This window comes from Aureliella helgolandensis, assembly GCF_007752135.1.
Taxonomy (GTDB): Bacteria; Planctomycetota; Planctomycetia; order Pirellulales; family Pirellulaceae; genus Aureliella; species Aureliella helgolandensis.
Window position 1 is genome coordinate 7288863 of sequence record NZ_CP036298.1, and the last position, 22796, is coordinate 7311658.

At 54.5% G+C, this 22796-nt stretch carries 12 protein-coding genes; 3 read left to right on the forward strand and 9 right to left on the reverse strand.

Annotated elements, in window-relative coordinates; all coding sequences use genetic code 11:
- Positions 1 to 913: 913 nt before the first annotated feature.
- A complete protein-coding gene (locus Q31a_RS25830) occupies positions 914 to 3052 on the forward strand; it encodes a right-handed parallel beta-helix repeat-containing protein (RefSeq protein WP_197355718.1) in 2139 nt (712 codons plus the stop codon).
- A 568-nt stretch (positions 3053 to 3620) separates the two neighbouring features.
- Positions 3621 to 4136 (forward strand): hypothetical protein, encoded by a 516-nt coding sequence (locus Q31a_RS25835; RefSeq protein WP_145084492.1) that lies wholly within the window; start codon positions 3621 to 3623, stop codon positions 4134 to 4136.
- Positions 4137 to 4314: 178 nt separating this feature from the next.
- Here the strand turns inward: Q31a_RS25835 and Q31a_RS25840 are convergent, their stop codons facing one another.
- Entirely contained in the window at positions 4315 to 5838 is a 1524-nt protein-coding gene (locus Q31a_RS25840; protein ID WP_145084496.1) for an IS1380 family transposase, read from the reverse strand.
- A 154-nt stretch (positions 5839 to 5992) separates the two neighbouring features.
- On the opposite strand from Q31a_RS25840, the gene Q31a_RS25845 reads away from it, so the two are divergent.
- Positions 5993 to 6232: a hypothetical protein gene (locus Q31a_RS25845; RefSeq protein WP_145084499.1), complete on the forward strand. Its 240-nt coding sequence runs from the start codon at positions 5993 to 5995 to the stop codon at positions 6230 to 6232.
- Between the two features lie 185 nt (positions 6233 to 6417).
- Here Q31a_RS25845 and rfbA read toward each other — a convergent pair whose 3' ends face one another.
- The 8 genes from rfbA to Q31a_RS31205 all read right to left on the reverse strand — a co-directional run bounded on the left by rfbA (position 6418) and on the right by Q31a_RS31205 (position 22633).
- Positions 6418 to 7299 (reverse strand): glucose-1-phosphate thymidylyltransferase RfbA, encoded by an 882-nt coding sequence (gene rfbA, locus Q31a_RS25850; protein WP_145084503.1) that lies wholly within the window; start codon positions 7297 to 7299, stop codon positions 6418 to 6420.
- 501 nt (positions 7300 to 7800) lie between these two features.
- The gene (rfbB, locus tag Q31a_RS25855) at positions 7801 to 8886 is read right to left on the reverse strand and encodes a dTDP-glucose 4,6-dehydratase (RefSeq protein ID WP_145084506.1); all 1086 of its coding nucleotides are present in this window, start codon (positions 8884 to 8886) and stop codon (positions 7801 to 7803) included.
- Positions 8887 to 9168: 282 nt separating this feature from the next.
- The gene (locus Q31a_RS25860; RefSeq protein WP_145084508.1) at positions 9169 to 10059 is read right to left on the reverse strand and encodes a sugar nucleotide-binding protein; all 891 of its coding nucleotides are present in this window, start codon (positions 10057 to 10059) and stop codon (positions 9169 to 9171) included.
- Positions 10060 to 10292: 233 nt separating this feature from the next.
- A complete protein-coding gene (locus Q31a_RS25865) occupies positions 10293 to 14531 on the reverse strand; it encodes a tetratricopeptide repeat protein (RefSeq protein ID WP_145084511.1) in 4239 nt (1412 codons plus the stop codon).
- Positions 14532 to 15114: 583 nt separating this feature from the next.
- A complete protein-coding gene (locus Q31a_RS25870; RefSeq protein WP_145074767.1) occupies positions 15115 to 16407 on the reverse strand; it encodes an IS1182 family transposase in 1293 nt (430 codons plus the stop codon).
- 492 nt (positions 16408 to 16899) lie between these two features.
- Positions 16900 to 18366 (reverse strand): ISNCY family transposase, encoded by a 1467-nt coding sequence (locus Q31a_RS25875; RefSeq protein WP_145079108.1) that lies wholly within the window; start codon positions 18364 to 18366, stop codon positions 16900 to 16902.
- 1079 nt (positions 18367 to 19445) lie between these two features.
- On the reverse strand, positions 19446 to 20060 hold the full coding sequence (locus tag Q31a_RS25880; RefSeq protein WP_145084514.1) for a hypothetical protein: 615 nt from the start codon (positions 20058 to 20060) through the stop codon (positions 19446 to 19448).
- Between the two features lie 2450 nt (positions 20061 to 22510).
- Positions 22511 to 22633, reverse strand: a complete 123-nt coding sequence (locus tag Q31a_RS31205; protein ID WP_261342692.1) for a hypothetical protein — start codon at positions 22631 to 22633, stop codon at positions 22511 to 22513.
- Positions 22634 to 22796 lie beyond the last annotated feature (163 nt).

Here is a 22796-nt window from a genome sequence, read left to right on the forward strand (position 1 = left end):
AAAGCAGAGAAAAGCGGCTGCCATTCTACCGCACATCAACTGCAGGCGATCCGCCAATCCGCCGCCTCGTTGATGTTCAGCACATCAATTTGCGTTGGATCTTTAGAGCCCGGGGAACATGCTACTGGCGCTGGAGTACCTGGCGACTAACGGGAGGTTGACAGGAAAATGGAGGCAGGAAGATGGGAGAACAGAAAGACAACACTCCCCTGCTAACTGCCCTTTCACTATTTTCCAGTCTCCATCTTTCTGTCCATTCCTCTTCCCTTTGCGTCCTAGCGGCTTTGCGCGCAACCCACAGGCCGTTTCAGTTTTCACGCAAAGACGCAAAGAGAAGAAAAAGGCTGCCAATCTACCGCACATTAACTGGGGCGATCCGCCAAGCCGCCGCCTCGTTGATGTTCAGCACATCTGCTCGCGTTGGATCTTTAGCGAGAAAATCGCGGCCTGGGGACTCCTGGGACTCGCTTTCGTCACCCCAGGCACCATGCAATCGCGACTCCGCAGCTGGCCGGGCTTGTTGAAAACACGCCGCTGCGCGAGCAAGGATGGTTGCTGCTGCACAGCAACTAGGGTACTACCTACGCGTTTCAACTCAAAACGCTACTAAATAGATCAACAGCCTTTCCAACACCTGCCCTTCACAGCTTGCATCCTGGGGAGCCGCACAGCTCCGGCCGGGAGTCCGCAAAAGTACAGTCAGCCCCCCCATTTTCGCGCACTACTGGGGTTGACTCCCCCTGCTATCTGGCGTGCACTGTGTACATCCGCCAGCTTCCTAACTTCCCATCGAGGCACATCAATGCGTCTTCAGCACTCTACGAGTCCCCGGATCCTTCGCCGGCGAACCTCAAATAGCATCACACGAGCTACCCGACTGCTGCGGACCGAGCAATTAGACGCGCGGATAACTTTGTCGGGAACCCCCTTCGACCTATCGGGAATCACGACAACCCTGTGGGTTGATCAGCAAGCTCAAGTTGCCCAACCGACAGGCGCCCCAACCTCTCCCTTTGCTGAAATTTCCTCTGCGGTCGCTTTGGCCGGGCCAGGCACGGAGATCGTCGTCAGGGATGGTGTTTACCGCGAGGAACTTCGCTTACCGGCTGGTACGGCAACAGCCCCCGTGGTTCTGCGAGCTGCCGACGGGGCAACTCCCATCCTCAGCGGCTCCGACTTGATTGACGGCTGGACCTCTCTAGGGGGAGGCGTCTACGAAACGACGATTTCCTGGGAGCCAACCGCGTTGTACATCGGCGGAGAAGAAGCTACCAACGCGCGTCATCCCGACGATGGCTGGTGGACTGTCGACACACTGGGCGAGAGTTCCTTCGTCGACTCAGCCTTAATTGGACTCGAGGCCAACTTAGTCGGAAGCGAGTTCTTCGTATGGACCACGCATGGCAACACGCAATTCACGGTGCCGATCACTGGGTTTGATTCGTCGACTGGCACGATAACCTACGACTCCCCCAGTCAGTACCTGCAACTCGCCGCCGGGGACAGCTATTGGCTGCAAAACGATAGTGCCTTGGTCTCCCAAGCTGGAGAATGGGCCTGGGAGACGATTGATGGCTCAACACATATTGTTGTTCAGGTAGAAGGTCCTGCAGACCTTGCGCAAATTGAATCACCACGGCGACGCGATGGGATTCAAGCAAGCCAGTTTTCGCTAGTGGAAGGTTTCTCCGTCCGACAGTTTGAACGGTACGGTGTAGATATGACTGGAGCCAATTCGGTCACCATTGCCACCTCTATCGTTGAACAAAATGGAAAGGCTGGCGTATGGATGCGTGGGGCCACAAACCTGCTGATTGAAGGAAACCAAATCGTCGAGAATCAGTATGGCATGATTGCAAACGACAGTCGTCATATTCAAGTTGTAAATAATGAAGTTGCCTACAACGCGGTCGACGGCATCATCATTTCCTGGGGCAGTACCGATGTCCTGATCGAAGCGAACTACATCCACCACCATCTCGACTGGGGGCATCCCGATGGAATTCAGCTCTATCGTGACGTCTCAAACGTTAGGATTATTGACAACGTAATTGCCGCCAACGGGCAAAGCATGCACATCCAGGAAGCTGATGATGTGAGCCTATCAGGCAACACTATCTACGGCTCCAGCGGCTATCTCGTTTCGTTGTTTGCTACCAATAGCAGTGTGGATGGCAATACTCTCGCCTTTTCAGGCTACGGTCTACTTCGCCTGCCGCCAGAAGAACTGTCGATAACAAGCAACGTTTTTAATGTCGGGCATGGCAAACCTGCCTATGTGTCGCATGAAGCATTGCAGTATGAAGCAGACGAGAACCTCTACTGGAATTCTTCGAGAGCATTAAATCCAATGTTCCTCAGAACGGCTGAAGGCTGGCAACGCAATTGGGATCAATATCAATCGGGTAACGAGCATGATCAAAATTCAGCTTATGGTAATCCCGAACATATTAACGCTCCGATTGCGTTCGATTCTGCCAAATCGCGTGAATCAACCCACTCAGTTCTCGCACTCAATACCCATGAAGTGCTGTTCGAAGTTGGTGATTTCGTCGAAGTGAATTTTGACGGAGTCCAACGCCAAATCACCGCCAAGTCTGCCGATAGAATCACCATATTTCCTCCGCTCGAAGAGCTCACCCGAACGACACTCGTCGCCAATTGGGGCACGAACAGCAACTTCAATCTAGACTTACGAACTTCACCAAGCAGTCCCCTGCCAACAGCCGGTTCAACGCTGAATATAGGATTATTTCAATCAAGGCAGTATGGAGCCCCCCTGCCTGCCCCGGCAATGTTCTCCAGCACGGTCCTCCACGAACCTCAGAACCTCACTTCCGAAACATCACACGCGACTGCCCTCCAACCAAGCCCGTCGCGGGCGACTCTGCAAGCGACGGAGCGACGGGCGTTGCTCTCCCTTTCCGGCAGTCCAGCGAAGCAATCAGCCTTCGTGTCTCCGAGTCCTGCAGAAGATTCTAGTATCAGCCAAACGGATAGCGTCGACATCGCACTGCTTTCCCTGTTCGAGCAAGTGGACGCGACCAAGTAGTCGGCTACCACCGAATCCCCCCGAGCGCCGAGCAAAAAAGCGACGACAAGACGCAGCACTCCCCATTGACTGCGATGACTCGTCATCGCTTTGGAGTGGACGGGTGGGCGGTTGCAGATATGCCACCGAACGGGCGATCTCCAGCAAAACAAGATCTGCTCTCGGGCGGGACTGGCCGTCACTGACAAATCCCCTGGCCGCCGGGCAAGAAAGCTGCGACAAGTCGCAGCACTCCATATGGACTGCGATGACTCGTCATCGCTTTGGAGCAATTGCTTGGGCCAGAGCAGTTAAACCACCGAGCGGTTGATCGTGTCCAATCGAAGCTTTTCCCTCAGTCCATGCTCGCCGGCGTTGGCCAATCTACCGGCTGCCGGGCAAGAAAGCCACGACAAGACGCAGCACTCCATATGGCGGTTCCAACGCAACGGCACACACCACCATGATTGCTAGCAAGGCTACTCAAGTGGACTACTGTGTGTATGTCATCTGTTTGCATTCATGGGGCGTTCTGCTTTAAAATGCGTGTGGTTACTCGTGACGCACGCAGACACATGGAGGATTGAAAATGCTCAATTCACACTCCAGCGGAAGCGACTTTTCGGGGAATGGATCGTGCGATGCGCGGTTGCAGAAATTGATTGCTAGGCTTCGAGGTCTGACCACCCCTGAACTTAACCAGCTTGAGCAGCTGCTTTCGGATTTAGAAGCCAAGCGATTGGACTCGAAACCGAGTGGCTCTGCACGCCCCATAAGTTTAGAAATTCGCAATTCAGATTCGAAGTCACTTGATTGGCCCCATGCACCAATCCATCGCATCGCGGAAGCAGGAACATACTTTGTTACCAGCGGAACTTACGGGAAACAGCACTTCTTTCGTTCCCCTACCAGCCTATCCGCCCTCCAGCAAGAGTTGTTGGCGAAAGCAAAGCAATACGGCTGGCAACTTGAAGCCTGGGCCTGTTTTTCCAATCACTACCACTTCGTTGCACACAGTGAAGCAAATGCTACAAAGCTGGATGTATACCTGACACATCTTCATGCCGACACCGCTCGAAAGCTCAACGAACTAGACCTTAAATAAGTATATGCCGGATGTGTTTTGGGCAGTTGGTGGAGGCGCAGCGGCGATCTGCTGGCGGGACCAGCGGGGGATTTTTCGGTCGTGAATTTCAGGCATCGGTCGGTCAGGTGCCCTGCGGGCGGTTTGAGGCTGGCGGCGGTACTGAGGCTTACATACCTCAGCTTCGTGATTTCGGCACTCACTCAAGCGCGAAGCGAACCCAGCGATTGAACACATGCAGAGATTCGCTCCATGACAACAGACGGACCACCAACTGCCGTCCACTGCGAACGATCTGTGCCGGAAGTCGCACGAACTGTTCTACGAATTGTTTGAACTCCATGCGGATCACAGCCCGACCTTCTTGCTTGTGTTGCTCACGCCAGCGTCCGTTTATCGGAACGCTCAATCCGATCCACGCTTTCAAGTTCCACGACAGGGCCGTCATCACCATGTAAGCCCAATTCGATTCCAGGTTGTCCACCGGCGCGTGGAGCGCCCGGCACTGATTTAACTGAGCCAAGATGTACTCTTGGTCACAGCGATCGTTGCTGGCATACACAACGTCATTGGTGCTGAGCACATCGCCCGCTTCGTTGGTCAGGTAGAAGAAGTACAGACAGTCGTCGAACAATCGACCCTGCTTGGTGACTTCTAGTTCTTTGCAAAGGATCACTAAGCGGTAGGTCTCTTTGCAATCGGTGGGGCTGTAAGGAACCTCGGTGACCCACTCTGAAGTCAGACGCTTGTTGGGGTAGCCACGCAGCTGGACAATCTGTTCTTTCACGTTCTCAGGACGGTCTCGGTCAGGTGTATTCGGGGCGTATTTGGGCGAGCGAGGCAACTGCTTCCAAGCGTCAATTTGCACGTTTTCCGCGATATCGACGAGTCCCGGGTAGGCCTTCATGCCAAAGGTGAACTTCACGCCTGCCCGGTGCCAGCGGTCCAGATGAATCGTTTGAGTGAACGCGGTGTCGCCTCGCAGAACGATTCGGCGAAAGCCTGCCTGGCGACAAAGCGAGATCGCCGTGTCGGCTTGCTCGGCTGCGCCTTCTTGGCTGGGACGATTGCCGCTACGGTTGACCAGGCGTAAAGCTTCGCCCGTTTCGGCCAACGTTATCACCAACGGATGGTAACCCCAGATGCCTTTGTAGCTGATGTCCATTCCCTCTTTGCACTGACCGGTTGTTTCGACGATCGTGCCATCCATCTCGATGGTCGCTTGATCGAAGAACGCATTGTCTTGTTGTTGCCAGATATCCAAGCGAACTTGATCGAAGGCATCTTGCAAACGATTAATATGATAGGGATCGAATCGGCGACAGAAGTCTCCTGCGGTGGTTGGATCGGGGATCCTTTCGGCTCCGATCGAATCGAGAAATGACTCATCGTTGCGGCGCAGTTCAATGTCCTCCAAGCAAGTTCCTCCGCAGAGCGCGTTATAAGCCAAATTCAAAACATGATCGGATTCATGATAGGGGCGATGGATTTTGAACAAGTGCAAGGCATCGTCGATCCGTTTCGGCAGTCCGATCTTCTTTGCGAATCGATGGATGGCGGCGACGCCCCCGTAGGCGGTCCCGCCTGCTTTTTGTGCCAGCTCATACGCAATCTTGTCCCCTTTGAGCATGGGGTGTCCGCGATCGTGAGCAGCCGAATTCTGTAACCTGTTCTTGATACGTCGTTTGCGTTTTCGAATCAAATCTGCTTTAATCGTCTTCACTCGAAATCTCCATCGTGGTTAGCGAGCGGCTTGTTGGGCTGGTGAAAAAAGACCAACAAACTGCAGGATATTTCGAGTTTTTTTATGCGCAAATGCTCCGCCAAGCAAGTGGAGTACGCTTGTTTAAGGACTAGAGCAGCAACCCGGTCGTAAAGTGTGGTACAACTTTCGCGACACCAAGTTGACCTACCAGAAATCCTACTTGGCGCGTCTCAACTATGTCCATCAGAATGCAGTGCGACACGGACTTGTATCTGTAGCAAATCAGTATCGTTGGAGCTCCGCAGCTTGGTTCGAACGCACTGCTCGCCCTGCCCAAGTACGCACCATCTACAACTTGAAAACAGATTGTGTTCGCGTACAGGATGACTTCAATGTAGTGATCGATGCTTGATGGCTATGAACTGCGATGACTCGTCATCGCTTTGGAGTAAACGGGTGGGCGGCTGCAGATATGCCACCGAGCAGTTGATGTCCAGCAAAACAAGATCTGCTCTCGGGCGGGACTGGCCGTCACTGGCAAATCCCCTGGCTGCCGGACAAGAGAGCTACGACAAGTCGCAGCTGTCCATAAAAACCCTAGCGTCCTTCTTCGGCGATCTGCCGGAGGTAGGTACCGTAATCGCTCTTGAAGCCATTGGCCAAACTCAACAACTGCGCACGATCAATAAATCCACCTCGAAATGCGATCTCCTCGGGGCAGGAAATCTTCATCCCCTGCCGCGACTCGAGCGTTTCCACAAAGGCAGCTGCTTGATTGAGCGAGGCAAACGTGCCGGTGTCCAACCAGGCGAAGCCGCGAGAAAAGGCTTGCACACTCAACTCTCCGCGACGCAAATATTCCAGATTCACATCCGTGATCTCCAGCTCACCGCGTGCCGAAGGCTTGAGATCTCTGGCAATTCCCACCACCTGCTGGTCGTAAAAATAGAGGCCTGGAATGGCAAATCGTGATTTGGGTCGCTGGGGTTTTTCCTCCAAGGAAATAGCTTTTCCGGCAGCGTCAAATTCAACCACCCCATAACGCTCCGGATCACTCACGGGATACGCAAATACGGTGGCTCCTTCGGATTGAGCCGTCACGTGTTTGAGCATCGCTTGAAACCCTTGGCCGTAGAAGATATTGTCCCCCAACACCAGCGCCGACGGGGATTCTCCAATGAAGTCGTCTCCGATCTGGTAGGCCTGCGCCAGCCCCTTCGGTTCGGCTTGCGCCGCATAGCTGAACTGCATCCCCCAGTCGCTGCCATCTCCCAACAATCGCTCGAACAACGGCAGGTCATGCGGCGTGCTGATCACCAACACTTCCCGGATACCGGCTAACATCAGTACTGAAATCGGATAATAAATCATCGGCTTGTCATACACCGGTAGCAATTGCTTGCTGATCGCGCGAGTGATCGGGTGTAAACGAGTCCCAGAACCGCCTGCTAATACGATTCCCTTGCGTGCTGCTGTCATCGAAATACTACCTGGCATTCTGGAGGATCAATTGGTAAATCGGTGTTGTCAAACGTGGATTAAATTACATTTTTTGAGTTTCAACGCGAAGGTAGCGTCCCTAATTGCCTTGTAGCGACAACCACCTTTCCTTGCTCACGCGGCGGGTTACTATTTTTGCGAGCCCTTCCCTAGGGCCGCGTCTATGTGTTCTGGCGAGTTGCTTGGTTGCCGGGCAGGAAAGCTACGACAAGTCGTAGCAGTCCCTATGGAGTGCGATGACTTGTCATCGCTTTGTGGTAACTACTTGAAGCCGAGTCGTTAACCCACCGACCAGTTGACCCTCCACAATTCAAGTCCCTCCGGCTTGTTGATCTAAGAGCAATTTTAGTTTTAGCGCGGAGGTCGCACTGCAAATTGCCCTATAGCGACAACCACCTTACCTTGCTCACGCAGCGGGTTACGATTTCAACAGCCCGTCACGCGGCGGGTTACGATTTCAACAAGCCTTTACGCGGCGGACTACGATTTTGACAACCGGCTCGCATCGGCCACGTGGCCTAAACGCTCGCCAGCATAGTTGGCGGAGGAAGCCGCATCGACCCAGGCTTGGTTCTCTAAGTACCAAGCAATGGTCTGTCGCAAGCCATTTTCGAAATCGAGCTGAGGCTGCCAGCCTAACTCGGTGTGCAATTTGCCAAAGTCGATGGCATAGCGTCGATCGTGGCCAGGACGATCCTTGACAAAGGTAATCAAATTCCGCCGCGGTCCTCCGGGCAAGGCTCCAGAGAGTTCATCGACCACGTCACAGATGGTTTGCACCACTTGCAGATTGCTTTGCTCGTTGTCACCTCCAACGTTGTAGACCTCCCCTACCCTGCCCTGCTGCAAAACCGTTTGAATCGCCCGGCAATGGTCTTCGACAAACAACCAATCCCGAACGTTGCTTCCATCGCCATACACGGGCAACGCTTTACCAGCGATGGCATTCAGTGTCACCAACGGAATCAACTTTTCAGGAAATTGGTAGGGTCCGTAGTTGTTCGAACAATTGGTGGTCAGTACCGGCAAACCGAAGGTGTGATGGTAGGCTCGTACGAAATGATCCGAGGCGGCTTTCGAGGCGGAGTACGGTGAATTTGGGCGGTAGGGTGTGTCTTCACGAAATAGCCCCGTGGGCCCCAACGATCCGTAGACTTCATCGGTAGAGACATGCAGAAAACGGAAATCCCGTTGCGTCTCTTCCGCCCGCTGTCGCCACCACTGGTAAACGCGGTCGAGCAGATTGCAGGTCCCTACGACATTGGTTGCCACAAAGGCAGCGGGGCCATCAATGGAACGATCCACATGGGATTCTGCAGCAAAATTAACAATCCAATCAGGCTGATGCTCCTCCAACAACGCTTCGACCAATTGGGCGTCACCGATATCCCCCTCCACCAATTGATACCGGTCTGCCGGAGCATTGGGCGTCGAAAGCGTCGTGGCGGCGTAGGTGAGCTTATCTAAGTTCACCACCCGCACTTCAGTAGAATCTTGGAATAGTTGTCGAATGAAACAGCTACCGATGAACCCCGCACCTCCGGTGACCAGAATGGTTCTATTCAATGCTCAAATCCTTGGAAGTAAAGAGTTAACTACCGACGGCTCTCCCTTCCCAGGCAACGCCTTGGAACGAAGAGCGGTTTTTACAAACTTCTGCTCCCTCCCCCTCAGTACTCTGCAGGAGAAGATTGGGGTTTAATCCCCTTCCATTTCACCGTGTCACTCGCGCTCGTATTTCGTGCTCAGCTCGTGCTCGTGCTCGAAACTCCCCATGTACAAGTACTCCTCTCCCTACACCCTCTCCCCTACGCCCCCTACTCCCTCTCTCTGCACCGTCGTCGACAACTAAGTCGCAGCCCCCACCTGCGGTGCAGGTTGCCAGTTGTCGATGGCCAATTGAATCACATCGCGCACCGGTGACAGCGGCAATCCGGCAGCCAATGCTTTGGAGTTATCGAGGACCGTATTGGAACGTGGCGTTTTCGCAGCCAGTCGCATGAACTCTTCTTCATCCTCAAAGAAATCGAACTGTTTATTGCTCAGCCCCGAACTACGGAGCATTTCGACAACTTCGCGCGTCGTCACACTACCGGTGTTAGTCACATTGTAAATACCGTAGGGCACCGAATGCTGCCAGCAATACAGGCACGATTCCACGAACTCCCGCAGATGCGAGAGACTGTTGGTCGCATCCAGCAGACGTTGGTAATTCATCACTTTGGAAAGGTAGTTGCGAGGTGAATCGCGATGATCGAAAGGGATCCTCAGCCTCCACACATAACACTCCTTTGCCCCCTGCAAGCACTCCTCTCCCAGCGCCTTGGTCCCCGAATAAAAGCTGCAGTTATCTTGTCGGAAGGAGAAGTTGGGTGGGTCCAATTCTGTAAACCCACTCCCATCCGCTTTAGTCCCGGTATAAATGCAGCCGGAAGAAACATGTCCCCACGGAATGCCTGCTTGCTCGCAAGCCGCAGCCAGTCGCTCGGGGAGAACCGCATTGGCCAGCAAGCATTCCCCTCGCTGCAATTCACAAGCATCCACGTTGGGCTTGCCAGTAAATCCGGCGCAATTGACTAGAAAGCTAGCGCCCGAGGAACGCAGCAACTCGGCCAACGCCGCCACGTTGTAGAGGTCCACGTCTCGATGCCCAACACATTGGTAGGGGATATTTTGTTGCTTGCATACGCGTGCAAACTCGCTGCCAACATAGCCCGTTGAACCTAGCAAAATGATCAATGCAATACTCCGGAAACTCTAGGATTTAAATTGGATGTTTGTAGCGTTCGGAAAAAGGTGTCCGACACCGAAAGTGCAAAGCACCCGAAGGGCCGTTCCGGCTTTTGGTGTCGGACACCTTTTTCCGGGCCGCGCGCCTTACAGGAGTGGGGACGGACACGGCCCAGGGGGCCAGGCTACGGGCTACGGGTCGCGCGAGGTGCGGGGTACGGGGTACGGACGTTACTCTGACCTTACAAACTCTTGCTCAACCTCTGAAACACAGGCCGTTCCAGGGGATGAATTCCAGCCTCTGTCAATCCGGCGCTAGTTGCCTGCTGAAAGGCTTCGCGTGCTTCGTCCTTCTTTCCCTGAGCCTCCAAGGCTTGGGCCAAATGGAAATAGCGATCGGGGGAAGGCGAGGCAGCAATGGCTTTGCGGAAATTGGACTCTGCAGCCACTTGATCGCCAAGAGCCAAGATCACCAGCCCTTGCGTGTCCAGCAAGTAGTCGTAGGGGCCTTTTGTACTAATAGCATGGTTGATGACCTTGACCGCTTCGGACAATCGCTTGGCGGCTAACGCCAGCAACATGGCTTTGTTGTTGAGCGCCGGAATGTTGCGAGGCTCGACGGCCAAGACCCGGTCGTAGGCCCGAATCGCGGCTTCCCAATCCCCTTCCCAACTCAGCAGATCACCTAGACACATGGATAATTCCGTCTGCGTGGGATTCTGGTCAGCCGCTTGCTTGATCAAGCCGATCAACTCCTGCAATTGCTGCCCCCCGACTGCACCACTTTGCAAGGCTAGATGTCCAATCTCCGCCAAGCGAATCGGTTCAATTTCAGGCAGTTCGGGCAACGACTTGAGCAGCTCTTCCACCCGCCCTTGCCGCGCCAGAAAGGCGGGGTACTCAGCCAAATTATTGGGCGGATCGACAGAGGAGAACTGTTCGAACAACCTTTCAGCCAACTCCAAAAATGGCTCCGCTTCGGCATCGGACGCCGCTGGACCGTGCTTAATATTCATGCCCACCGTCTCCGCCATCTCCGCCGCCCATTGCATGCGATTTTCGGACTGCGCACGGCCTTGGAGCAGAGTCAACAAACGTGGAAAATCATTGGACCTAAACAGAAGCTTGGCCTCAATGCTGTCGGCAATGGCGCCCTGTGGCGCCAGGTCTCGCAAACGTCGGAACCACAAATCGGCCTCGCCCGGTTCATTCTGGCGGTCCAGCGCGTTGGCATACTCGCTCACATACTCCGCTGAATCGGCCCCCCCATTGCTGAGGACTCCACGCATCGTACGACTATAGCGTGACCAATCCCCCTGCCGCGCGTACGCCTTTGCCAACAAGTAATTGTCGGGCAAGGAGAATCGTTTCTGATCACCAACGATTTTCTCCAGCATGGCGACCGCTTGGGTGGTCAGTTCCGGCTCGGGCCGCGCGCTCAGAATGATCGCCAGCGTGCGTTGGTCCTCGACATTCGCGTCTTGCGCCAGGTTTTGCTCGAGCAACTCGCGAGCGCGCTGAAATTTTTCCTGCTCACCACTCATGCCCAGTAATAACGCGAGACTGCGGCGGGCCCAGCGGGCTTCCCCAGATTCTCCGGCAGCCAATCGCTCCAGGATCGGCTCCGCTCGCTTTTGCCCCTCAGTCCTAATCAGGAAATCCGCAAAACGACGCGCCAGCGCGGCATCTCCGGGAGCGTCGGCCAGTGCGCGATCGTAACTCTCCTCCGCCCGCTGGAAATCCTTCACCGCTTCATAGCATTGGGCAAGTGCATTGTCTCGCTGATCTGCGGCAATGGCTTCCGCTGCTTCCGCAAGCGTCTCAGTGGCTGCTTCACTCTGTCCAGTGCGTGCCAGCATTTGCACCAGGGCGACCCAGCCGGCGGGCTCGGCCGGCGACATCTCAATCGCCACCTGAAATTCCTTTTCCGCTTCGCTGTTCTGTCTTGAGATACTGTAGACTTGGGCCAGCCAAATGTGGTCTTGAGGCTTCCCCGATTCCGTGGCCCATCCCTTCGCCAAGCTCAAGGCTTGGTCAAAATTCTCGAGTTGCAGTGAGACTTGCGATGCGGCCTGCGCGAGTTCCAGTGAGAACGGTGTTTGCCGTTCTTGCAAGCGGCGCACCACTTCGTTGGCTTCGACGAACCGCGCCTGCTCGTAGAGTAAGTAAATTGCTCGGGCAATAATCTGTGGATTCTGCTCGCCCAATTCGATAGCCTCCACATATCCCTTCGCAGCCTGTTCCGTATCTCCCTGACGATCGTAAATTTCACCCCGTAGGCGCGGAATGCGTGCCCAGGCAGGCCGGGCAACCGCGGCTTCAGCCAGATGTTCAAAAGCCTTTGAAATTAACTGTTGCCGTTCCAAGGGTTGGTCGGTCAATTCCTCAGCGAGCACGCTTAATCGCGTGGCCTCTCCGACGCGCCATAGCGGGCCGTCCCCTTCGATCCGCCGGACGTCTTCCAACGTCTGTTGCATCATTCCCAGCTTGCTACTACGGAAAGCTAGATCAAACAACAATAGCTGAATCCCTAAACTCTTCTGGCCAACCGCCGTTTCGGCTGCGCGACGCGCATATTTTTCGCTGAGGTCCAGCTCGTCGAGCGATAAGAAGTAACTTGCAACACCCGCCGCCAATTGCGCTTGCTCGGTTGGAGGCCAGGAGGCATCCGGAGCTGCGATCGCTTCCAATTGCTCACGATCCACGTTTAATCCATCCCGTTGGAGCAGTAGCCGCGCGCGTTCGAGTCGCAGCGCCACTAGATCGCCCAACGCCTCGTGTGCCTGGACCAGCGTTTGCTCGGCGGCTGCCCAGTCTTGGGATCGCATTTGCAAGGCAATCAAGGCCAACCACAGCGACCGGCTATCGGGAATTTCGACCAACGCCTTTTCCAACCGCTTTTCGGCAGCAACCTGTCGTTCGGTTCCCGCTAGCAACTCAGCCTCCAAAATGGCCACGTCGGCGGCCGCTTCGGGACTCTCCTTCAAAATGGTCAAGACTTCCTTAAGCCGCTCCCAATTGCGTTGGTTTTCAGGCAGTTGCAATCCCTCGACCAACAGTGAGCGGGCTAAGTTGAGAACTGCGGCAATCGGTGGATTCGGCATCGCCAGCAGTTGCTGATACTCGTTGCGCGCCTCTTGCGTGCGTCCCAACTGGTTGAGCGCATCGGCCAAAGCCAGTCGCGCTGGCAGCCACAGCGGATCGGCGCTGACCGCGCGACGCAGTGCCACCAACTGCTGATCGGTATTCCCCAGACTTCGGTAGCAATTCGCCAGTAGAAAATCGACCTGCTTGACCAGTTCGGTATCGCGTTGGAATAGGGCCCGGGAGTTTTCGATGGCCGTGGCCGCTTGTCGCCACTCCCCGTTGTCCGCCAGCATCCGCGCCTCCAGGAAGCGAATGGGCGCCTCGGCATAGTTCTGGGCGCGCAATTCGGCCAGCAGCTCCTCCACTCGCTCCGAATTCCCCGCATCCAACTCTAGCTGCGCCAAATTCCACAACAAATCCGCTTGCCCAGGAACCGCCCGCAAACCGCGTCGCAGAATTTCTGTGGCGGCTGGTATATCGTCTTTCTGCAGTTCGATCTGAGCCGCCGAGCCGTACAAGTCAGCCATCGTGGGATTGGCTTCCAGTCCGGCAGTAACGATGGCCAACGCCTCGTCGATGCGTTGACCGGCCAAAGCGGCCCGAACCGCGAACACCACCGCTTCTCCCTGAGATGCATCGATCTGCAGCGCTTGCTGGGCGTCACTCCACGCACCATCCAACATCTGATTCGCGGCATCGGGAGCAGAGCTCAGCAGCGTTTCATAGCGGGCCAGCTTCCAGCGCCCCCGCGCAACGCAACTCTCCGTAGATTGCGGATTATCTTCCACCAGATGATCGAGCACCGACAATGCCTCCACGGGCTGATTCAGTTGGTTGGTCAGCAACCCCGCTAGTGTGGCCGCATAGACCGCACTGGCTCCATCGTGTTGCACTGCCTGCTCGTAGGCCTTCAACGCTTCCTCGGACTCCCCCACCGCTTGCTCACAACGGCCCAGTTGCCATTGGTACTTCGCTAAATCGGCGGGACTGTCGGCGGCACTGGGAATCAGGAAGTCCGAAAGATGGCCTCGCGCGTCATCATAGCGTTGCATGGCCATCGAGAGGTCCACCAATTGCTGCCGTGGTTCCAGCAAATTGGGGTCGATACGCACCGCCCGTTCCAATTCAAAATACCCGGCTTCATACTGCTGCGTCTCCACCAGCAGCTCCCCCAGATCAGCATGAAGGTCTGCCGAACCTCCATCGGCGGCCAAATAGCGACGCAGCAAGCGAATGGCGTCGGCGGGGCGATCTTCCTCCTGAGCAATTTGAGCTTCTTCAAGCAGGCGGTCGGTACTACGGCCTTGCTGCCAACGATTGAGTCCAAACAGGGCTAAACCAAGTACAAGCGAGACGGATAGCAGAATGATGAGAAAGCGGACGTTAAGACGCATAGCACTCTACAATGGACGAGAGATCGAGCAAAAGGGTACCACCGCCTGATGGCAATGGCGTTCAAGTCTAAAGGGACTAGCTCATTCTACGGCAGCCTGCAGGGATGTCCAAACGCAGGCGCGTTCTCGTACCAAAGTTTGGGAGACACATGCGGGTGCTGCGCATTGTACGGATTGTAGGCAGCCCCCCGCTCCTCCACAGTGCGACCACCTGCCTGAGCGAGCTCCCTCCCCTCCCAACCGTATGCCGGCTCAACGCAATCGCACCCCGCAGCGTGACGGGCTGTTGAAATAGTAACCCGCTGCGTGACGGGCTGTTGATTTAATCCCAATTTGAATTTTAATGCGGAGGTAGCATCCTTAATTGCCTTGTAGCGAAGGTTACCCTTCCTTGCTCACGCGGCTAGGCTGTGAAGTTTTTTCACCAACGGACTCTTTTGGTATTCCAACCACGAAATTTTTTCGAATTGGCGGCTGAAAGTCTTACTGGGTCGGATTGTTGGCCAGCAAGTTAGCTCGTGTCCATCATGCTCATCTCTTCGAGTTGTGTTATTTCTCAACCAAGCGGTTGCCTTGCAACTGCTTAGATTGCCAAGGCCCCCAGGTTTACCATGCGTGTGAAGTTAAAGGCCACGGCATGCCATAGCGCTACCGCTTTGACCTTCACCAGTCCTCGAACTTTGAATTGCCGAAGGTTCCGATTGCGGCAGTCCGCATTGGGAAACTCGGCAACCGACGGGCGCGTCTTGTAAAGCTCTTTGTATTCCTCTTTGGCCATTCTCGCGCGAAACGCTGTGTATTCGTCGCTTTCGCCAGGTTGCTGCGCGTGAGGATCTTTGCCTTTGCTTTCCAATACCGATCCACGGGGGATCGTGGAGACGACTTCGGTCCCTTTAGACTCCACGGTCTTAACATCGCCCTTGGTTGCGTAAGCGGAATCGACCAATTGCGTCTTTGGTGTCTTGTCGTAAGTTGAGCACACTTTCTCGTGCATTGGTGCCATTTGGCCACTGTCAGTTCCCGAGTTGATAACATCGACAGCGACTATTACTCGCGAGTCAGCATCGGTTGCGAACTGGACGTTGAAGGCCGGATCGAAGCCACCATTGGCCATCTTCATATTACGGGCGTCAGGGTCCGTAGTGCTCACGCGAGTCTTTTCGCCGTCACCTTTTCTCCGAGACTCGCGCTGCTTACTAAGCTCCTCAAACTGTCGCAAAGCCTCATCTAATCGCTCTTGACGCTCACGCGATGCTCGTTCGACTGCCGCTTGGCGACGTGCGTCTCCATCGGAACGATCGCATTCGTTCTCGGATTCTTTCTTCAATCTATCTACGTGAGCCTGAGCCTGCTGCTGCAATGACTCAAGCGTCGGCTTGCGGCGAAACGAACTACTGCCTGCACTAGCCCGAACGCGCATTCCGTCTTGGGCAATGGTCTCCAGGGGCACCAGACCTTGGGCGACCAACGAGGCAACCGTGTCAACGAGCGTCTTCTCCAAGAATGCTCCGTTCTCCACTCGAAAGTCGCTCAACGTGTGATAATTGACCGTGACATTTCCGAGCGTCCATAAATAGGCTATGTCCGTCTCGCATCGGCGACCAAGTTCTCGGGCTGTGCCGATGCCATCCAAGGTTGCCAGAAGCCACAGTGAAACCAGTATCTCCGGCGCAATACTATTGCGGCCAACGGTGCTCTTGGTGACAACGATCTTTTCATACAGAGGTTCTAGGTCCAACGTTTTGACAAACGACCAGACAATGCGAGCACGATGGTCGCGCGGAAGCATATCTTCAAGTGAAAGCATGTGCATTTCCACTTGAATACGATGGGGGCGGGAAACACGAGCAAGCTGCGATGGTTTTTGAGTATTCATGCTATAGTTGTAGCGCCCAAAATTAATTTGCAAACCACTTGGCTAAAAATTCACAGCCTAGGCGGGTTAATATTTCAACAGCCCGGTGAGCAAGGAAAGGTGGTTTCCGCCACACAAGATTCAAGGGCTCCAGCTCGCCGTGAAAGCACAAACCGTTCTTAACTCGACAAGCCGGAGGGCTTGGATTGCATAGAGTCAACCGGTCGGTGGCCTAACGACTCAGCTGCCGGCAGGCACTCCAAAGCGATGACGAGTCATCGCACTCCATATGGACTGCTGCGACTTGTCGTAGCTAGTGTCTGTCCGGAAATTGCCTTGCTGGAGGATTTCACGCAGTCAGATGCTATCAGACAATCAGGAAGAGTTGCCTTCGCTTCGCATTCATTGCCGCTAGGTGAAGTCAAATCCAGCCGTTTTGACCGACTTTGCGTCGCTGGCGCGGACCGGTAGCCAGCTGGCTAATTCAAAAGTGACGAACCTCAGTCACATGCCCTAAGCCGCTTTGCGTTTGCTCTGTGCTGCCGATGCATTGGGGCGTTGTTTAGAAAGCAGTAGCTTTCCAAGCGTGTGTATATTGCGACCTAGAATCGCTAATCCCAAATAGCGTTCAAAGCCGAGTTCAGTCCGGTCGCGACAACGCTTCAAACCATTGCCCCGCTGTAACACTCCGATCGCTGCCTCGATGCCTGAGTGGTGTAGTCGGGTTCGGTGAAATTTAGCACTTTCGTTCTTAATCCGCTGTACGTATTCACCAGGAGCCCGCGGTAGTACGCATACATCTTCGATTATCTGCTGCAGGTTTGATTCATTTTCCGCTGAATAGAAACCTCGGTCAAAAGACGCGGTGTGAATCTCGCCTGCGTGCTTCTTCTGAGCCAACTTCGTTTGTTCCACCACGACATCCTGGTCACGCACGTCGCGAGCCATCAAGTGATAGTGACTAATGAAACCAGCACCATCCTCGTAAACCAAAGCCAATCGACCATATTGATTGGGTTGTCCGGCTTTGCCGCGACGGTAAAGCTGCGTGTGTGTTTCGAACAAGCTGAACAGCTTGTCGCAATTGGGGACTGACTCACCCAATAGGACACGCCGACGCGCCGTATCGCAAACCTGCTCGGTCAGTCCTGTCCAATGTTCGATTGTTGTGATTAGGGACAGAGTTACTGTGGATGCACCGAGAGATTTCGCCTCATTCGTCAGTGATTTCGCTCGCTCGAGCAAAAGTGCTACGCGTTGCAGCAGGTCGCGATAACGCGATTCCAAGGCTTCCTTTTTGCGTGAGCTCTTGCTGGCAGCAATCCGTCCTATCTGCTGCTTTAAGCTCTTGATCTTCTTGACTAGATGCCCCACTTGTCTCCATCCTGTGGTCTCAAGCTGTTGCGCCAACTCAACACAGAACGGAATGAACTTGCGAACACCGTCGTAGATCAAACTGCTCTCTGTCGGATAGTGAATGTTAGTTTCAATAACAAATGAATCAGCCCGAACTGTGGAACTGGCATCGGGAGCAATGCTCTGGCCAGCGGTGACGATAGCTTGGTTGATCTTACTAATCGTCTCAGGTTTGAGCAGACAGATGGTATCGCGTATGCGTCTGAAAGTGAAACCGTCGGTGTCTTGCCAGTCGCCGATTCCCATGATTCCGCGGAGACGCCGATGATTCTCGACTTGATCCTGTAGTTTGTCGTAATCAAGATTACATCCAAGTCTGACTGCTGCAAGCACAACAACATGCCAATCGTCTATGCCTGGCCTTCCAACATCCCGTCGAGAGTCTTGGTTTAGATCCGCAGCGACAGCCTGAACGACTTTCGTTCTCAACTTGGCATTGGTATAAAGATATTGAAGCCCGAGCAAGACGGGCACGATTTCATCGCGAGATTCCAAGTTGAGTTCAACTTGTGCGATAGGGCTGCAATCGAAGCGTTGCTGTTTTTGATATGGCTTGCGAACCACGTCTACTCCTCGAAGATTAAGCGTTTGGACCTGTTTTAGTCAACAAATTCAACGCTCGAACTCGCTCGCGGGTTCGTTCTTCGGGGAGCTTTTTTGAAAATTAGCCAATAATTTACAGACGCTTTCAATTTCCGGACGGACACTAGCTATCTTGCCCGGCAACCAAAAGACTCGCCAGTAGGCGCAAACACGTCCCAGGGAGGGGAGCGTTTGAACAGCCCCCCAGCGAGAGCAAGGAAAGGTGGTCGCCGCTGCAAGACAGTACGGCACTCCCCTCAAGGCAAAGCCCAAATCGATCCCAGTTCAACAAGCCCGAGAGCAATGCCAGAGATCGTCAATACTGCAGAGCATTTCACATGCAATTCTCGCATTGCAATTCCATCAACAAGCCACTTAATGGCTTGGGCCCTCCCGCCACACGACCGCTTACTGGAATCGCAACCCGCTGCGTGAGCAAGGAAAGGTGGTCGCCGATGCAAGCTACAGTACGGCACTCCCCTCAAGGCAAAGTCAAAATCGCTCCCAGTTCAACAAGCCGGTGAGCAATGTCAGAGATCGTCAATACTGCAGAGCATTTCACATGCAATTCTCGCATTGCAATTCCATTAACAAGCCACTTAATGGCTTGGTCTCTGCCGCCCCGCGACCACTTGCTGGAATCGCAACCCGCAGCGTGAGCAAGGAAAGGCGGGCGCAGCTACAAGCTTTTGTACGGCACTACTTCGACGGAAATGCTGAAACCGCCCCGAATCGAATTGCACCAACAACTAATACGGTGTTGCATATGCGGCGGGTTACAAGATCAACACGCCGGTGAGCAAGGATCAGCGGCTGCCACTACAAGCTCGTTTACGGCACCAGCTCCGCGGCAAAGCTGAAAGCGCACTTGAGCAACGGTCGAGTAAGCAAGCCGGTAAAACGACACCTCGGAGTAACTCAGTCAGGACCGCCAATCCATACCGAAAAAATGGCGAGCATTTCAAGCCAGATCTTTAGGGGCACCGCACGAAAAAAGCTGACACCAACTCGAAGTCAGCATCAGCTTTTCAGATTTCAATCGCAATCACGCCAAGTCGAAACTAGGCGTTACGCTTCTTCAGCATGCGTACGAAAGGCACACCAACCAAAGCCAATGCCAATGCTGGTGGCAAAGGAACGGCTGCTGGTCCAGGCGCACTAACACTGCCGCTTGGCGATCCGCCGAGCCCAACGAAGGCAGGGCCGTCAATATCTGCGGGACGTCGGCTGGAGACGAGGTACAGAACTTTGGAGTGAGCTCCGCGAGAAGTCAGCGAACTAACCAAATCAAAGAGAGAGGTTGGAGTTCCGGCTGTGAACGTATCCAGCGACACTCCTCCAGCGGTGAACCCACTTCCGCTCAATGCGGCGTTAGCGGCCGAACCGATCGATCCGGAAGCTGCTGCGAGCGACGCGGTCGAAACAGTCAGACTGTCGATGCCGGACAGCGTGTTGGACTGCTGAGTTACCTGATACAGGTAAGCGTAATCGCCATCAGCCAAGCCGATTCCCATGTCATCCCCAGCAGTGCCCTTATAGACAGCTGTGCCGAGAGTGAAATCAAAGGTCCCGTCATTGAGCGACTGGGACGAATAGGCAGTCACAAAACCAGCTTGAGCTGGGGCGGCGATGCAGCAAGCTGCCAAGGCCAAAACACTAAACAAAACTTTTTTCATAGGACGCTCCGGTGTTGAACAAAGAGAAACATGTAGGGGCAAATGGCCGACATCAGATTGGTATGTTAAATGGTGACGATTATAAGTCAAGAGAAACGTTTCCCTACTTTGACCGGTCCCCCAACGCTTGCAATGCGGGAGGTATGGATAAAAGGGGTAATATGACTAAAGGCAGAAATGACGACGACTGCACCAAGGATGCAAGGACGGCCACTGACCGCCAACGCCGTGTCTTTAGACCCCATAACACGCCCCAGTGGCCCAAAGAACTACTGTGCAGAAGCCTCCGATCTGCCATTGCCAGGGGGCCTAAAATAGCGATTTTTCTTCATAGGAAATTTAAATTTTGTTCGGTCTTGATGCTACCGAATGTTTATGCAGTCACATTTTGCGACCAGCAACTCCACGCGTCTGGAGCCCCAACAACCAGGGGCAAGCTTCAAGCGTAACCCCGCCAGAATCCAATGCTCATCTGCCCCGAAATTAACCGCTCAGTAGCCGAGCCTCAATCGCCCTAGCACAAGCGATGACGAGTCATTGCGCTCCATATGGACTGCTGCGACTTGTCGTAGCTTTCTTGCCCGGCAACCCAAAGATTCGCCAGCAGGCGTAAACACTACCCCAGGGAGGGAATCGCTTGAACAGCCTCCCGCTGCGCGAGCAAGGAAAGGTGGTTTCCGCCACACGAGATTCAGGAGCTCCAGCTCGCCGCGAAAGCACAAACCGTTCTTAGCTCAACGAGCCGGAAGGACTTGGATTGCACGGAGTCAACCGGTCGGTGGCTTAACGACGCACCTCCCAGTAGTCACTCCAAAGCGATGACGAGGCATTGCGCTCCATATGGACTGCTACGACTCGTCGTAGCTTTCCTGCCCGGCAACCAAAAGACTCGCCAGCAGGCGTAAACACTACCCCAGGGAGGGGATCGCTTGAACAGCCTCCCGCTGCGCGAGCAAGGAACGGTGGTTTCCACCACACGAGATTCAAGAGCCCTATCTCGCCTTGAAAATCACAAACCGTTCTTAACTCAACAAGCCGGAAGGACTCGGATTGCATAGAGTAAACTGGTCGGTGGCTTAGCGACTTAGCTCCCAGCAGGTACTCCAAAGCGATGACGAGTCACCGCACTCCATAGGGACTGCTACTACTCGTCGTAGCTTTCTTGCCCGGCAACCAGACGCCCCCCATCGGCCCGGGTCCTGCCTAGAGAGAGGAGACCTTCATAAATCACCCGCGAGCAACCGCTCAGCGCAGTCCCCCCCACCGAGCCTGACGAAAAATCCACCCAAATAGGCCGTTTGGACGCTGTAATGAAATCGATACGACACGATTTACTCTCTCCCTCTCCCCAAGTGCTTCAGGGGAGAGGTCCGGAGTACCAGGACGAAGGGGAGCAGGTTCCGGTTGGGGGATCTGCAAGGTAATAGCCTTATTGAAGGTCCGGTTCGTGTATGTGGGGGCACTAGGGGTGCGCTGTGGTTGCCGACGCCCATCGGACTTTTCAGAAAGTTGGCATGCGGGAGTTAGCTAGTCACTTCCCAACTGGCCGACTTCTGTATTTTTCTGTCTCCAGCTTTCTGTCTATATCCTCTTTCCTTTGCGTCTTAGCGGCTTTGCGCGCAACCCGTCTACCTTTTCAGTTCTCGCGCAAAGACGCTAAGCCGCAAAGAAGGGCACGGCCCTGGAGACATGCAACCGGTGCGGTGGAGTTGCTGGCACCTATCGAACGTTGACACCGAAATGGATCCAGGAAGATACGACACCAGTAAGACAGCACTTCCCAACTGGCCGACTTCTGTATTTTTCTGTCTCCGTCTTTCTGCCTATTCCTCTTTCCTTTGCGTCTTAGCGGCTTTGCGCGCAACCCGTCTACCGTTTCAGTTCTCGCGCAAAGACGCTAAGCCGCAAAGAAGAGCACAGCCCTGGAGACATGCAACCGGTGCGGTGGAGTTGCTGGCACCTACCGAACGTTGATACCGAAATGGATGCAGGAAGATGGGACACCAGTAAGGCAGCACTTCCGAACTGGCCGGCTTCTGTATTTTTCTGTCTCCATCTTTCTGTCTATATCCTCTTTCCTTTGCGTCTTAGCTGCTTTGCGCGCAACCCGTCTGCCGTTTCAGTTCTCGCGCAAAGACGCTAAGCCGCAAAGAAGGGATAAGGACCGTCGGAACAATTAATGGCGGATAGTCGCCGAACCGCTCCGCCGGTTCGTTCGGGAAAATGCCGATCGGCGGAGCGATCTGGCGACACTCATTGTACCGACGGTCCTAAGTTCGACTTCCATTTTATTGCACACTAACCGCAGTTGGTCGGGCAAGGCGCCGCCTCGTTCATGGTGCCCCTATTCATATTCAGCACACCAACTTGCATTGAATCTCTGTCGAAAAGATTCGCAACCTGAGGGTTAGGCATCAAGCTCGTGGAACTCGGTTTCGCCTCCCCAGGCTTTATGCAATCGCCATGCCGTAGCTGGCGGGGCTGGAGAAATAGTCCCCCTGTGGACGGCGGACGAGTTCGAGTTCGCATAGGAATAAGAGTACGAACCCTTGATTTCCTTGGCTTTGACGCATGGATGCGTGGGTAAACCTAAAGACACGGTCCGGGGGGCCATGCTACTTTTCCTTTCGACGGGGAAGCTACCAAGCATGCTCCCGCCGGGATATACCCGGAACGGAAAGCCACGCATCCGATGTAGTGTCTGCCATACTGCCCAGAGAGACGATCCCCTTTCGC